General features: G+C 41.8%; 12 protein-coding genes. 11 read left to right on the top strand and 1 reads right to left on the bottom strand.

Annotated features, from left to right (window positions below):
• Nucleotides 1-75 precede the first annotated feature (75 nt).
• The 6 genes from HT722_RS05020 to yaaA all read left to right on the top strand — a co-directional run bounded on the left by HT722_RS05020 (nt 76) and on the right by yaaA (nt 6,745).
• Nucleotides 76-2,772, top strand: coding sequence for a cation-translocating P-type ATPase (locus HT722_RS05020; protein WP_173277877.1), 2,697 nt, complete (start codon nt 76-78; stop codon nt 2,770-2,772).
• Between the two features lie 12 nt (nt 2,773-2,784).
• Nucleotides 2,785-3,576: a glutathione-dependent disulfide-bond oxidoreductase gene (gene yghU, locus HT722_RS05015; protein ID WP_173277875.1), complete on the top strand. Its 792-nt coding sequence runs from the start codon at nt 2,785-2,787 to the stop codon at nt 3,574-3,576.
• Nucleotides 3,577-3,691: 115 nt separating this feature from the next.
• On the top strand, nt 3,692-4,102 hold the full coding sequence (locus tag HT722_RS05010) for a peptide deformylase (RefSeq protein ID WP_173218129.1): 411 nt from the start codon (nt 3,692-3,694) through the stop codon (nt 4,100-4,102).
• Between the two features lie 11 nt (nt 4,103-4,113).
• Nucleotides 4,114-5,709 (top strand): hypothetical protein, encoded by a 1,596-nt coding sequence (locus HT722_RS05005; RefSeq protein ID WP_173277873.1) that lies wholly within the window; start codon nt 4,114-4,116, stop codon nt 5,707-5,709.
• A gap of 64 nt (nt 5,710-5,773) precedes the next feature.
• Nucleotides 5,774-5,938 (top strand): YczI family protein, encoded by a 165-nt coding sequence (locus tag HT722_RS05000; protein ID WP_138705830.1) that lies wholly within the window; start codon nt 5,774-5,776, stop codon nt 5,936-5,938.
• 78 nt (nt 5,939-6,016) lie between these two features.
• Complete coding sequence (gene yaaA / locus HT722_RS04995) at nt 6,017-6,745, top strand: peroxide stress protein YaaA (RefSeq protein WP_173277870.1); 729 nt, start codon at nt 6,017-6,019, stop codon at nt 6,743-6,745.
• 128 nt (nt 6,746-6,873) lie between these two features.
• Here the strand turns inward: yaaA and HT722_RS04990 are convergent, their stop codons facing one another.
• Nucleotides 6,874-7,419, bottom strand: a complete 546-nt coding sequence (locus HT722_RS04990) for an NADPH-dependent FMN reductase (RefSeq protein WP_173277868.1) — start codon at nt 7,417-7,419, stop codon at nt 6,874-6,876.
• Between the two features lie 369 nt (nt 7,420-7,788).
• Here HT722_RS04990 and HT722_RS04985 point away from each other — a divergent pair, with 369 nt between their 5' ends.
• The 5 genes from HT722_RS04985 (at nt 7,789) to asnS (ending at nt 12,671) form a co-directional block, all read left to right on the top strand.
• The gene (locus HT722_RS04985) at nt 7,789-8,985 is read left to right on the top strand and encodes an MFS transporter (RefSeq protein ID WP_173277866.1); all 1,197 of its coding nucleotides are present in this window, start codon (nt 7,789-7,791) and stop codon (nt 8,983-8,985) included.
• Nucleotides 8,986-9,277: 292 nt separating this feature from the next.
• Complete coding sequence (locus HT722_RS04980) at nt 9,278-9,766, top strand: DUF5590 domain-containing protein (RefSeq protein ID WP_173234756.1); 489 nt, start codon at nt 9,278-9,280, stop codon at nt 9,764-9,766.
• Nucleotides 9,763-10,950, top strand: a complete 1,188-nt coding sequence (locus HT722_RS04975; protein ID WP_173234754.1) for a pyridoxal phosphate-dependent aminotransferase — start codon at nt 9,763-9,765, stop codon at nt 10,948-10,950. The genes HT722_RS04980 and HT722_RS04975 overlap by 4 nt, the downstream gene beginning before the upstream one ends.
• Nucleotides 10,943-11,308, top strand: coding sequence for a VOC family protein (locus HT722_RS04970; protein WP_173277864.1), 366 nt, complete (start codon nt 10,943-10,945; stop codon nt 11,306-11,308). The genes HT722_RS04975 and HT722_RS04970 overlap by 8 nt, the downstream gene beginning before the upstream one ends.
• Before the next feature lie 19 nt (nt 11,309-11,327).
• Nucleotides 11,328-12,671: an asparagine--tRNA ligase gene (asnS, locus tag HT722_RS04965; protein WP_000167160.1), complete on the top strand. Its 1,344-nt coding sequence runs from the start codon at nt 11,328-11,330 to the stop codon at nt 12,669-12,671.
• Nucleotides 12,672-12,717: the final 46 nt, after the last annotated feature.

Raw genomic sequence — 12,717 nt, 5'->3', positions numbered from 1 at the left:
CTTTTTTGTTTGTCGTGAAAAGATACGATGAGGAATAGAGGGCCTGTTTTGCACACAATGTCAAGGAGGAGACACATGTCAAAAGAACAAAAACGCCAAGCGTTTTACAATCAGAGTCCTGAAGAGGTCTTGAAGGCTGTAGATGCGACCGAGCAAGGTTTGTCATCAAATGAGGCGGAAAAGCGCCTTGCTGAATTTGGCCACAATGAACTCGAAGAAGGCGAGAAACGATCAATCCTGGTTAAATTCATCGAGCAATTTAAGGATTTGATGATTATCATCCTAGTTGCAGCAGCTATCTTGTCAGTCGTGACTTCTGGTGGGGAAGATATCGCAGATGCTATTATCATCTTAGCCGTGGTTATCATCAACGCTGCCTTTGGTGTTTACCAAGAAGGGAAAGCAGAAGAAGCTATCGAAGCCCTCAAATCCATGTCTAGTCCAGCTGCCCGTGTTCTTCGCGATGGTCACATGGCTGAGATTGATTCTAAAGAATTGGTACCAGGTGATATCGTCGCTCTCGAAGCTGGTGATGTAGTACCTGCAGACCTACGTTTACTAGAAGCCAACTCTCTTAAAATCGAAGAAGCAGCTCTTACAGGTGAGTCTGTGCCAGTCGAAAAAGACTTGACAGTTGAACTTGCTGCAGATGCTGGTATTGGTGACCGTGTCAACATGGCTTTCCAAAACTCAAACGTAACCTATGGTCGTGGGATGGGTGTTGTTGTCAATACAGGTATGTACACTGAAGTTGGTCATATTGCTGGTATGCTTCAAGATGCGGATGAGACTGATACACCACTCAAACAAAACTTGAACAACCTTTCTAAGGTCTTGACCTATGCTATTTTGGTCATTGCCCTTGTTACTTTTGTAGTGGGTGTCTTCATCCAAGGGAAAAGTCCACTTGGTGAGTTGTTGACTTCTGTTGCCCTTGCTGTTGCAGCCATTCCAGAAGGACTTCCTGCTATCGTTACCATCGTTCTTTCCCTTGGTACTCAAGTTTTGGCCAAACGTAACTCTATCGTTCGTAAGTTGCCAGCAGTAGAAACACTTGGTTCAACAGAAATCATCGCTTCTGATAAGACTGGTACGCTGACTATGAACAAGATGACAGTCGAAAAAGTCTTCTACGATGCAGTCCTACATGACTCAGCTGATGACATTGAACTAGGTCTTGAAATGCCACTACTTCGTTCAGTTGTCTTGGCCAATGATACGAAAATCGATGTGGAAGGTAATCTAATTGGTGACCCAACCGAAACAGCCTTTATCCAGTATGCCTTGGACAAGGGCTACGATGTTAAAGGTTTCTTAGAGAAATATCCGCGTGTGGCTGAGTTGCCATTTGATTCTGAACGTAAGCTCATGTCAACGGTTCACCCATTGCCAGATGGTCGTTTCCTTGTAGCAGTCAAGGGTGCGCCAGACCAACTCTTGAAACGTTGTGTTCTTCGTGATAAGGCTGGGGATATTGCTCCGATTGATGAGAAGGTTACAAATCTCATTCACACAAACAACTCTGAAATGGCTCACCAAGCCTTGCGTGTCCTTGCAGGTGCTTATAAGATTATTGATAGCATTCCAGAAAATCTCACTTCTGAAGAGCTTGAAAATGATTTAATCTTTACTGGTTTGATTGGGATGATTGACCCTGAACGTCCTGAAGCTGCTGAGGCTGTTCGTGTGGCTAAGGAAGCGGGAATTCGTCCAATCATGATTACGGGTGACCATCAAGACACTGCAGAAGCTATTGCCAAACGTTTGGGAATCATTGATGCAAACGATACAGAAGGTCACGTTTTAACTGGTGCTGAACTCAATGAACTGTCAGATGAAGACTTTGAAAAAGTCGTTGGTCAATACTCTGTTTATGCCCGTGTGTCTCCAGAGCACAAGGTTCGTATCGTCAAGGCTTGGCAAAAACAAGGTAAGGTCGTTGCCATGACAGGTGACGGTGTCAATGATGCGCCAGCTCTGAAAACAGCCGATATCGGTATCGGTATGGGAATCACTGGTACAGAGGTTTCTAAGGGTGCATCTGACATGATTCTTGCAGATGATAACTTTGCGACTATCATTGTTGCAGTGGAGGAAGGACGTAAGGTCTTCTCAAACATTCAAAAGACTATTCAGTATCTACTTTCTGCCAATACTGCTGAAGTATTAACCATCTTCCTATCAACCTTGTTTGGTTGGGACGTCTTGCAGCCAGTTCATCTTTTGTGGATCAACTTGGTAACAGATACCTTCCCAGCTATCGCTCTTGGTGTTGAGCCAGCTGAGCCTGGTGTCATGAACCATAAACCACGTGGACGCAAGGCAAGCTTCTTCTCAGGTGGTGTTTTGAGTTCTATTATCTATCAAGGTGTACTCCAAGCAGCTATTGTTATGAGTGTTTATGGCCTTGCAATTGCTTATCCAGTACATGTGGGTGATAATCATGCTATTCATGCTGATGCTCTTACTATGGCCTTTGCGACACTTGGTTTGATTCAGCTCTTCCATGCCTACAATGTGAAATCTGTCTACCAATCTATCTTGACAGTTGGTCCATTCAAGTCTAAGACCTTCAACTGGTCTATCTTGGTATCCTTCATCCTTCTCATGGCAACAATCGTCGTAGAACCGCTTGAAGGAATCTTCCACGTAACCAAACTAGACTTGTCACAATGGGGAATCGTTATGGGCGGAAGCTTCTCAATGATTATCATCGTCGAAATCGTTAAGTTTATTCAACGCAAACTTGGCTTTGATAAGAATGCGATTTAAGGGAGGTTTCGGATGTCAGCATATCAATTACCGACCGTCTGGCAGGATGAAGCTAGTAATCAAGGAGCTTTTACGGGGCTAAACAGACAAACAGCAGGTGCCCGTTTCGAACAAAACTTGCCAAAAGGAGAACAAGCTTTTCAGCTTTATTCACTGGGAACACCAAATGGTGTGAAGGTTACTATCTTATTGGAAGAATTACTAGAAGCTGGTTTTAAGGAAGCGGCTTACGACTTGTATAAGATTGCTATCATGGATGGGGATCAATTCGGATCAGACTTTGTGAAGCTCAATCCAAATTCAAAGATTCCAGCCTTATTGGACCAGTCAGGGACTGAAAATGTAAGAGTCTTTGAGTCTGCTCATATTCTTCTATACCTTGCTGAGAAATTTGGAGCCTTCTTACCAAGCAATCCTGTGGAAAAGGTAGAAGTTTTGAATTGGCTATTCTGGCAAGCAGGTGCAGCACCTTTTATAGGTGGGGGATTTGGACATTTCTTTAATTATGCCCCTGAAAAATTGGAATATCCTATTAACCGTTTTACGATGGAAGTGAAACGCCAGTTGGATTTATTGGATAAGGAATTGGCTCAGAAACCTTATATTGCAGGCAATGATTATACGATTGCAGATATTGCTATCTGGTCTTGGTATGGACAGTTGGTTCAAGGAAAACTTTACCAAGGTTCTGCAAAATTCTTGGATGCCTCAAGTTACCAGAATTTAGTAAACTGGGCAGAAAAAATTGCCAATCGTCCAGCTGTTAAGCGTGGGATGGAAGTAACTTATAAAGAAATTAAATAGCAAAAAAGTCATCTTCGGATGGCTTTTTGCTACAGTTGAGGGAAAGGGCTTGCAGTTATCGGCTTTTGTGCTATAATTGCTATAATATAGTAAAAAACAAGAGGAGTGTGAGGAAGTGGAAAAGAAAATTGTGAAGGATATTTTGTTTTTATCTCAGGTATCTCAACCGGCAAGTCAGGATGATCTGTATCTTGCCAGAGATTTGCAGGATACACTCTTAGCAAATCGTGAGACCTGTGTCGGTCTGGCTGCCAATATGATTGGGGTGAAGAAGCGCGTGATTATCTTTAATCTGGGCTTGGTTCCTGTGGTCATGTTTAACCCAGTGCTCCTGTCCTCTGAAGGACCTTATGAGACAGAGGAAGGCTGTTTGTCCTTGATGGGTGTGAGACCCACTAAGCGTTATGAAACCATAAGGGTGTCCTATCGTGACAGCAAGTGGCAGGAACAGACCATTACCTTGACAGGCTTCCCAGCTCAGATATGCCAGCATGAACTGGATCACTTGGAAGGACGAATCATTTAGGAGGAAAGCAAATGAAACGGATAATCTTTGAACTTATTTTTATCGCAACGACCTGGTATATCTTTTTACCGCCCCTTAACCTGACCAGCTGGGAATTTCTCTTCTTCCTCTGTGGGCATTTGTTAGTTGTGGCAATCTTATTTGGCTTTTGTAAGGGGATAAACCTTGTCAAAACGGTTCATGTGCGCCACGGCAAGGCGGAAGCTGCCTTAAATCTTGAGGGTTTCAAAATCAATCGGTTAGGGAAAGTTCTTTTAGCTTCGATTGGAGGAATTCTTCTCTTAGCAGCCTTGGTTTCCTTGGTGACTTCCAGCATGTTTCAGGCTAAAAATTATGCCAATGTAGTCACGGTTACGGAAAAAGACTTTACTGAATTTCCTAAGACTGACACCAGTAAGGTTCCTATCTTAGATAGAAGTACTGCTGAAAAAATTGGCGACCGCTACTTGGGTTCCCTAACGGATAAGGTGTCGCAGTACGTAGCGGCAGACACCTATACTCAATTGACGATTGATGGGAAACCTTATCGAGTTACACCATTAGAATACGCAGATCCTATCAAGTGGTTTAATAATCAAGCCAAGGGAATCGGCGAGTATATCAAGGTGGACATGGTAACCGGGAATGCAGACTTGGTAGACTTGAAGACACCAATCAAGTATTCGGACTCGGAGTATTTTAACCGCGACGTCAAACGTCACCTGCGCTTGAAGTACCCAACCAAGATCTTCAAGACTCCATCTTTTGAGGTGGACGATGAGGGCAATCCTTTCTATGTAGCAACGGTTTACCAAAAGCAATTTGGACTTGCGGTTCCTCGTCCTGTTTCAGTCATTATATTGGACGCCACAAATGGAGAGACCAAGGAATACAGCTTGGCAGATGTTCCGGAATGGGTAGACAGGGTTTATCCAGCTGAGGAAACCATTGAGCAAATCAACTACAACGGCAAGTACAAGGACGGTTTCTGGAATGCCATGATTTCCAAGAAAAACGTGACCCAGACTACCAAGGGATATAATTATTTGTCTATTGGCAATGACATCTATCTCTACACAGGTGTGACATCGGCCAATGCAGATGAAAGTAATCTTGGTTTTATCCTTGAAAATATGCGGACAGGGGAAATCACGAAGTATAGCTTGGCTTCTGCGACCGAAGAATCAGCCCGTGAATCAGCCGAAGGTGCTGTTCAGGAGAAATCCTACAAGGCAACCTTCCCAATCCTCATCAACCTCAATGACAAGCCTTTGTACATCATGGGCTTGAAGGACAATGCTGGTTTGGTCAAAGAGTATGCTTTGGTAGACGCAGTCGAGTACCAAAATGTTATCGTAGCTACGACAGTGGAAGAGCTACTCAGCAAGTACGCCAATAAAAACGACCTTGAAATTGATAATGAAACAACAGAAAGCATCAAGGGTGTGGTAGCAGACCTCAAATCAGCTGTTATCAAGGGCGACACTGTCTATTTCTTTAAAGTTGATGGCAAGATTTACAAGGTCAAGGCCTCAGTATCAGATGACCTCCCTTATCTTGAAAATGGTAAAACCTTCGAAGGTCAAGTAGGAAAAGACAATTATCTCAAGACCTTTAAAGTACAGTAAAAAAGGCTTATTTAAGAAATATATGTTATAATAAGGTAAAATAAGCCTAATGGAGGACAAAGAAATGGGGTTTTATTTGATGGTTGCTTCAATGCTACTTGGATTGCTCGCTTTGAAGATAGGTTTTTCTCAGTTCAAGGAGAAAAAAGATAAATTCTTATCTATCTTAACAAGTTTAGCTGGCCTAGCCCTTGTTCTCGTGGCTGTCTGGTTAGGATGGCCCAAATAAATAGAGAAGCCTCGGTCAAACCGAGGTTTTTCAGATGAATTTCTTGGTTGTGGCTAAAAAATATGCTACACTATCAATATGAAAATTTTAATCCCAACAGCAAAAGAAATGAACACAGATTTGCCTAGTATTGAGCCAACTTCCTTAAGACCAGAAAGTCAGGCCGTGCTGGATGCCTTGGCCCTCTATTCTGCTAGTCAATTGGAGAGTTTTTACAAGGTTTCAGTCGAGAAGGCAGCGGAGGAATTTCAACATATCCAAGCTTTGAAAAGGCAAACTGCTCAACACTATCCAGCTCTGAAACTTTTTGATGGGCTTATGTACCGTCACATCAAGAGAGACAAACTGACCGAGGCGGAACAAGCCTATCTTGAAAATCATGTCTTCATAACCTCGGCTTTGTACGGTGTTGTTCCAGCCTTGTCACCTATGGCCCCTCACCGTTTGGACTTTTTGATGAAATTAAAAGTCGCTGGTAAGACTTTGAAGAGCCATTGGAAGATAGCCTACGATGAAGCTCTGAAGCAGGAAGAAGTGATTTTCTCCCTCTTGTCGTCCGAGTTTGAGACCGTATTTTCTAAGGAAATCAGAGAAAAGATGGTGACCTTCAAATTCATGGAGGACAAAGGTGGTCAGTTGAAAATTCACTCAACTATTTCCAAGAAAGCGCGTGGTGCTTTCCTGACAGCCCTGATAGAAAATCAAGTACAGACGGTCGATGAAGCTCGTCGCTTAAGATTTGCAGGATTTAACTACCGAGAAGATTTGTCACAGCCACAGGAATTGGTTTTTGTAAAGGAAGTATAGAAATCAGATATTTTGTATTGGACAATATGTATCACCAGTTATTTTAGTTTATAAATGAGAAAAAAGCGAATAAGCTAGTCTTCTGAGTGTCAGAAAAGTAGTCTTGTTCGCTTTTATTATGTTAGTTACTAGATCGCATTAACCAAGTCTTCCGCTTGTTTTTCAAGTGAGTTTAGGACTGTTTCTTCAAGAACCAATTTTCCATCTGCCCAAGCAGAGTCGTTAACACGTGCAGCAGTGAAATCACCAACGACTTGTGTACGGATAAATGGCAAAAGGTCCTTGTAGATAGCGAAAAGTTGATCGTGACCTGCATTGGCTACAGATGATACGGTAACAAACTTGTCTTGAAGGGCAGAAGCGCCACGTGTATCAGACAAGTCAAGGGCACGAGATAGCCAGTCAAGCAAGTTTTTTACTGTTCCAGGGATAGAGAAGTTGTAGACTGGAGAGAAAATCCAGATAGCATCCGCAGCGAGAACTGCTTCACGAGCAGCAGCTACAGCTGGGTGAGTTGGAACTTCCAAATCTTGGCTGAATAGAGGGATAGCTGAATAATCAAGGTAGCTAACTTCCGCTTTACCAGCAAGTGCTTTCTCAGCTTCGAGAGCCATTTGGTGGTTGAAAGAACCTTGGCGTAGTGATCCGACGATAAATAATACTTTTTTAGACATGATGTGTCTCCTTTTTCTTAAATTTTCGACAACTCTCTCGTTGTTATAAAATATATTACAACAAAACAAAAGGACTTGCAAGAAATTTGCTCAGAGTTTATTTGAGAAATATAAAATTGCTGAAATTCATTTGATTTTCGAAGAGTATTCTAACATTCTCTTGTAATATGATGGCATAAGTGCTAAAATAAACAAGAAAACTCGCAATAGAAACCGCAGAACAGCTATTTTCCGGTATTATTTCATAAATCATTAAAGGAACAATAATGGCATTGAAGAATGCTTCTAAAAAGGGGTGGAGATCATGTAAGGCAAAGATTAACAAGTGACGGACAAAAGAAATAATAATACACTTGTTAAGGAGAAAAGATGTTAATAAGAAATTATCGGAAAAATATTGGCCTGATGGCTGGAGTTGAGTTTTTTGCATTTCTAGGGATTACCAGTTTTTGGATTCTCTTTCTCAGTCAAAACGGCATGTCTCTTTGGCAGATTGGACTTCTGGAGAGTATTTTTCATACTACCAGTCTTCTCTGTGAAATTCCATCTGGAATGTTAGCTGACCGCTATTCCTATAAGACCAACCTTTATTTAAGTCGAATAGCAGGGATTATGTCTTCTATTCTTATGTTGGCTGGGCAGGGAAATTTTTGGATTTATGCCTTAGCGATGGCGGTCAGTGCCTTGTCTTATAATTTTGATTCAGGCACAAGCGCAGCAATGGTTTATGATTCAGCCGTGGAGGCTGGACTGAAGGAGCGCTATCTATCTATTTCAAGTTTTATGTCAGGAGTAGCAGAAGGAACTCGATCTTTGGGGACAGTGTTGGCAGGATTTTTTGTCCATGGTCAATTGCACCTGACCTACTATATCATGATTGCGACTTCTATCATAGTTCTTTTCCTGATTTGGATGCTGAAAGAACCTAGTGTCAAGCTAGAAAAAGCTGATAGTGTGACCATGAAACAGATTATTTGGACTGTTAAGGATGAGTTGAAGCGAAATCCCATGCTGTTCAACTGGATGATTTTATCTCAGATTGTCGGAGTACTCATGTGCATGTTTTATTTTTACTATCAAAATCAGTTACCAGATTTAAGTAGTTGGCAAATTTCAGCAGTTATGCTACTTGGTAGTCTCTTGAATATCGTCGCAGTCTATCTAGCGAGTAAGATTGGAAAGAAATATGCTGCCTTGAAGCTTTTCCCTGTCCTCGTCCTGCTGACTGGAGTTACCTACCTGCTGTCCTACTTTGGAACACCTCTAATCTATATTTTGGTCTATTTGATTAGTAATGCTCTATATGCTCTTTTTCAGCCTATTTTTGACAATGATTTGCAAGAGCGGCTCCCAAGTGAAGTAAGGGCAACCATGCTGAGTGTTTACTCTATGATGTTTAGCCTTAGTATGATTGTCTTCTTCCCACTGACAGGGTGGTTGATTGACCATTTAGGCTTTGTAGTAACATTTCTTTATCTAGGATTCTTTTTAGTCATGATTAGTCTTCTACTGGCTATCTTTTTAGGAAAATTGGCTAAAAGAATGGATGAAAAAATTATTTCCTAGATTAAAATAATTTCTGAAAACTTGAGTGCCAAGCTCAGGTTTTTTAATATCTTAATTTCGCTTGTGTCTTTACTTTTCTTGCTCGGTTTTAACTAAGAAAAATCGGTTTGCTTTGAAGGGAGAAATAGAATTGGTTGCTTATACTCAATGAAAATCAAAGAGCAAACTAGGAAGCTAGCCGAAGACAGTACTTGAGTACGGCAAGGCGACGCTGACAAAGTTTGAATTGGATTTTCGAAGAGTATTCTTGCATTCACTTGTAATAAAGCCTAATAGATGGTAAAATAGACGAGTGAAAAAAAGACAAAACAAAGCAAAAAATAATCTACTGTGGCAGTATGGTCTAGGGATGACGATTTTGCTTGTGGTTATCAGTGCTTCCTTTCTGTATCTGGTGTTTCTGAGTATGAAACCCTATCAAACAGCTAAAAGTGAAGGAGAAAAATTAGCTCAGCAGTATGCAGGATTAGAGCAGGCTGATCAGGTTGATTTATACAATGGCTTGGAATCTTATTACAGTGTTCTTGGTCGTAATAAACAGCAAGAAGCACTTGCTGTCCTGATCGGAAAAGATGACCATAAGATTTACGTTTATCAGCTAAATCAGGGTGTTTCACAAGAAAAAGCAGAAGCTGTTTCTAAAGAAAAAGGAGCTGGCGAGATTGACAAGATTACCTTTGGCCGTTATCAAGACAAGCCAATCTGGGAAGTCAAGTCAGGAACTAATTTTTATCTAGTAGATTTTGAAACAGGAGCATTGGTCAATAAGGAGGGCCTATGAAATTATCCAAGCGTGTTTTAGAAATGGAAGAAAGTGTTACTCTAGCTAGTGATGCGAGAGCAAAAAAATTAAAAGCTCAAGGTAAGGATGTTCTTTTCTTGACCTTGGGACAACCAGATTTTCACACTCCTGAAAATATTCAAGATGCAGCTGTTGCAGCTATTCGAGAGGGACAGGCTTCCTTCTATACAGTAGCTTCAGGTCTACCAGAATTAAAAGCTGCAGTGAATACCTACTTCGAGCGTTACTATGGCTATTCTGTCGCAAGTAATGAGGTTACCTTTGCCACAGGTGCTAAGTTCTCCCTCTATACTTTCTTTATGGCTGTAATCAATCCTTTAGATGAGGTTATCATCCCAACCCCCTACTGGGTCAGCTATGGAGACCAGGTCAAGATGGCAGAGGGTGTGCCAGTCTTTGTTCCTGCTAAAGAGGACAATAACTTTAAGGTTACCGTAGAGCAGTTAGAAGCAGTTCGCACTGACAAGACTAAGGTTTTGGTGCTGAATTCACCATCTAATCCGACTGGTATGATCTATACTCGTGAAGAATTGCTAGCTATCGGAAATTGGGCAGTTGAGCATGACATTCTGATTTTAGCTGATGATATATACGGTCGCCTTGTTTATAATGGAAATGAATTTGTTCCAATCTCAAGTCTATCAGAAGCAATTCGTAAGCAAACCATTGTCATTAACGGTGTATCAAAAGCTTATGCCATGACAGGTTGGCGGGTAGGTTATGCAGTGGGTGATCCAGAAATCATTGCTGCTATGAGTAAATTGACAGGTCAAACAACTTCTAACCTAACTGCTGTTTCACAATATGCAACCATCGAAGCCCTAACTGGACCGCAAGATTCTGTGGAAGTTATGCGTCAAGCATTTGAAGAACGTCTCAATACCATCTATCCACTCTTGTGTGAAGTCCCTGGTTTTGAAGTTGTCAAACCACAAGGAGCTTTCTATCTCTTTCCAAATGTCAAAAAAGCTATGGAGATGAAAGGTTATAGCGATGTAACAGCATTTACAACGGCTATTCTTGAAGAAGTTGGTCTAGCCTTGATTACAGGAGCAGGATTTGGAGCACCAGAAAATGTCCGCCTCAGCTATGCGACAGACCTAGACACGCTTAAAGAAGCAGTTAAACGCTTGAAAGCATTTATGGGGAGTGAGAATGATTGATCATTTTGAAATTAAGGTAAAGGATTTACAAATTTCAGAAGGATTTTATAAGAGATTTCTCGCTCCTTTAGGCTATAAATTGGCTTTTAAGACTACTTCTCTAATCAGTTTTCTTGCCCCAAACAGCCCTCATCCTGGTGGAGATTTTTGGCTGACTCAGGGGACACAAGATCCTATTCATTTTGCTTTTTTAGCAGAAAATAAGGAAGAGGTTCAAGCTTGTTATGAGGCTGGTTTAGAGGCAGGTGGGCGAGACAATGGAGCTCCTGGCTATCGCAGTGAGCATCCGATTTACTACGCTGCTTTTGTGATTGACCCAGATGGGAACAATATAGAAGTGGTTTGCCATAAAGAATAAAAAAGAAAAAGGAAAAACAATGACAAAACGTGTAACGATTATTGATGTAAAAGACTATGTTGGTCAGGAAGTAACGATTGGCGCTTGGGTTGCCAACAAATCAGGAAAAGGAAAAATTGCCTTCTTGCAATTGCGCGATGGAACAGCCTTCTTCCAAGGTGTGGCATTTAAACCAAACTTTGTCGAAAAATTTGGTGAAGAAGTGGGACTTGAGAAGTTTGATGTTATCAAACGTTTGAGCCAAGAAACTTCTGTTTATGTGACAGGTATTGTCAAAGAAGACGAACGTTCTAAGTTTGGTTATGAGTTGGACATTACAGACATCGAAGTGATCGGTGAATCTCAAGACTACCCAATCACACCAAAAGAACACGGAACAGACTTCTTGATGGACAACCGTCACTTGTGGCTCCGTTCTCGTAAGCAAGTAGCGGTCATGCAAATTCGTAACGCTATCATCTATGCAACTTATGAGTTCTTTGACAAGAATGGCTTCATGAAGTTTGATAGCCCAATTCTTTCAGGAAATGCGGCTGAAGATTCAACAGAACTCTTTGAAACTGACTACTTCGGAACGCCAGCCTACTTGAGCCAATCAGGTCAGCTTTACCTAGAAGCAGGTGCGATGGCTCTTGGTCGTGTCTTTGACTTTGGTCCAGTATTCCGTGCTGAAAAATCAAAAACACGCCGTCACTTGACTGAGTTCTGGATGATGGATGCAGAATACTCATACTTGACACACGATGAGTCACTTGACTTGCAAGAAGCTTATGTAAAAGCTCTTCTTCAAGGTGTTCTTGACCGTGCGCCTCAAGCCTTGGAAACCTTGGAACGTGATACAGAACTCTTGAAACGCTACATTGCAGAGCCATTCAAACGTATCACTTACGATCAAGCCATTGACCTCTTGCAAGAACATGAGAATGATGAAGACGCTGACTACGAACATCTTGAGCATGGTGATGACTTTGGTTCACCACATGAAACTTGGATTTCAAACCACTTTGGTGTGCCAACTTTTGTCATGAACTACCCAGCAGCCATCAAGGCCTTCTACATGAAACCAGTTCCTGGAAATCCAGAGCGCGTGCTTTGTGCAGACTTGCTTGCTCCAGAAGGCTACGGAGAAATCATCGGTGGTTCTATGCGTGAGGAAGACTACGATGCCCTTGTTGCTAAGATGGATGAACTTGGCATGGACCGTACAGAGTACGAATTCTACCTTGACCTTCGTAAATACGGTACAGTTCCACATGGAGGATTTGGTATCGGTATCGAGCGTATGGTAACCTTCGCAGCAGGAACAAAACACATCCGTGAAGCTATCCCATTCCCACGTATGTTGCACCGTATCAAACCGTAAGAACAGGAAAACGCCCATGTGGCGTTTTTTTTCATAGAAATCTCTG

The sequence above is a fragment of the Streptococcus sp. 53 genome (genome assembly GCF_013276565.1).
In the GTDB taxonomy this organism is placed as follows: domain Bacteria; phylum Bacillota; class Bacilli; order Lactobacillales; family Streptococcaceae; genus Streptococcus.
This window is presented reverse-complemented; position numbering and strand designations above follow the sequence as displayed.

Coding starts and splice junctions, on each gene's coding strand:
- HT722_RS05020 (WP_173277877.1), top strand. CDS start 76: ATGTCAAAAGAACAAAAACGCCAAGCGTTTTACAATCAGAGTCCTGAA.
- yghU (WP_173277875.1), top strand. CDS start 2,785: ATGTCAGCATATCAATTACCGACCGTCTGGCAGGATGAAGCTAGTAAT.
- HT722_RS05005 (WP_173277873.1), top strand. CDS start 4,114: ATGAAACGGATAATCTTTGAACTTATTTTTATCGCAACGACCTGGTAT.
- HT722_RS05000 (WP_138705830.1), top strand. CDS start 5,774: ATGGGGTTTTATTTGATGGTTGCTTCAATGCTACTTGGATTGCTCGCT.
- yaaA (WP_173277870.1), top strand. CDS start 6,017: ATGAAAATTTTAATCCCAACAGCAAAAGAAATGAACACAGATTTGCCT.
- HT722_RS04990 (WP_173277868.1), bottom strand. CDS start 7,419: ATGTCTAAAAAAGTATTATTTATCGTCGGATCACTACGCCAAGGTTCT.
- HT722_RS04985 (WP_173277866.1), top strand. CDS start 7,789: ATGTTAATAAGAAATTATCGGAAAAATATTGGCCTGATGGCTGGAGTT.
- HT722_RS04975 (WP_173234754.1), top strand. CDS start 9,763: ATGAAATTATCCAAGCGTGTTTTAGAAATGGAAGAAAGTGTTACTCTA.
- HT722_RS04970 (WP_173277864.1), top strand. CDS start 10,943: ATGATTGATCATTTTGAAATTAAGGTAAAGGATTTACAAATTTCAGAA.
- asnS (WP_000167160.1), top strand. CDS start 11,328: ATGACAAAACGTGTAACGATTATTGATGTAAAAGACTATGTTGGTCAG.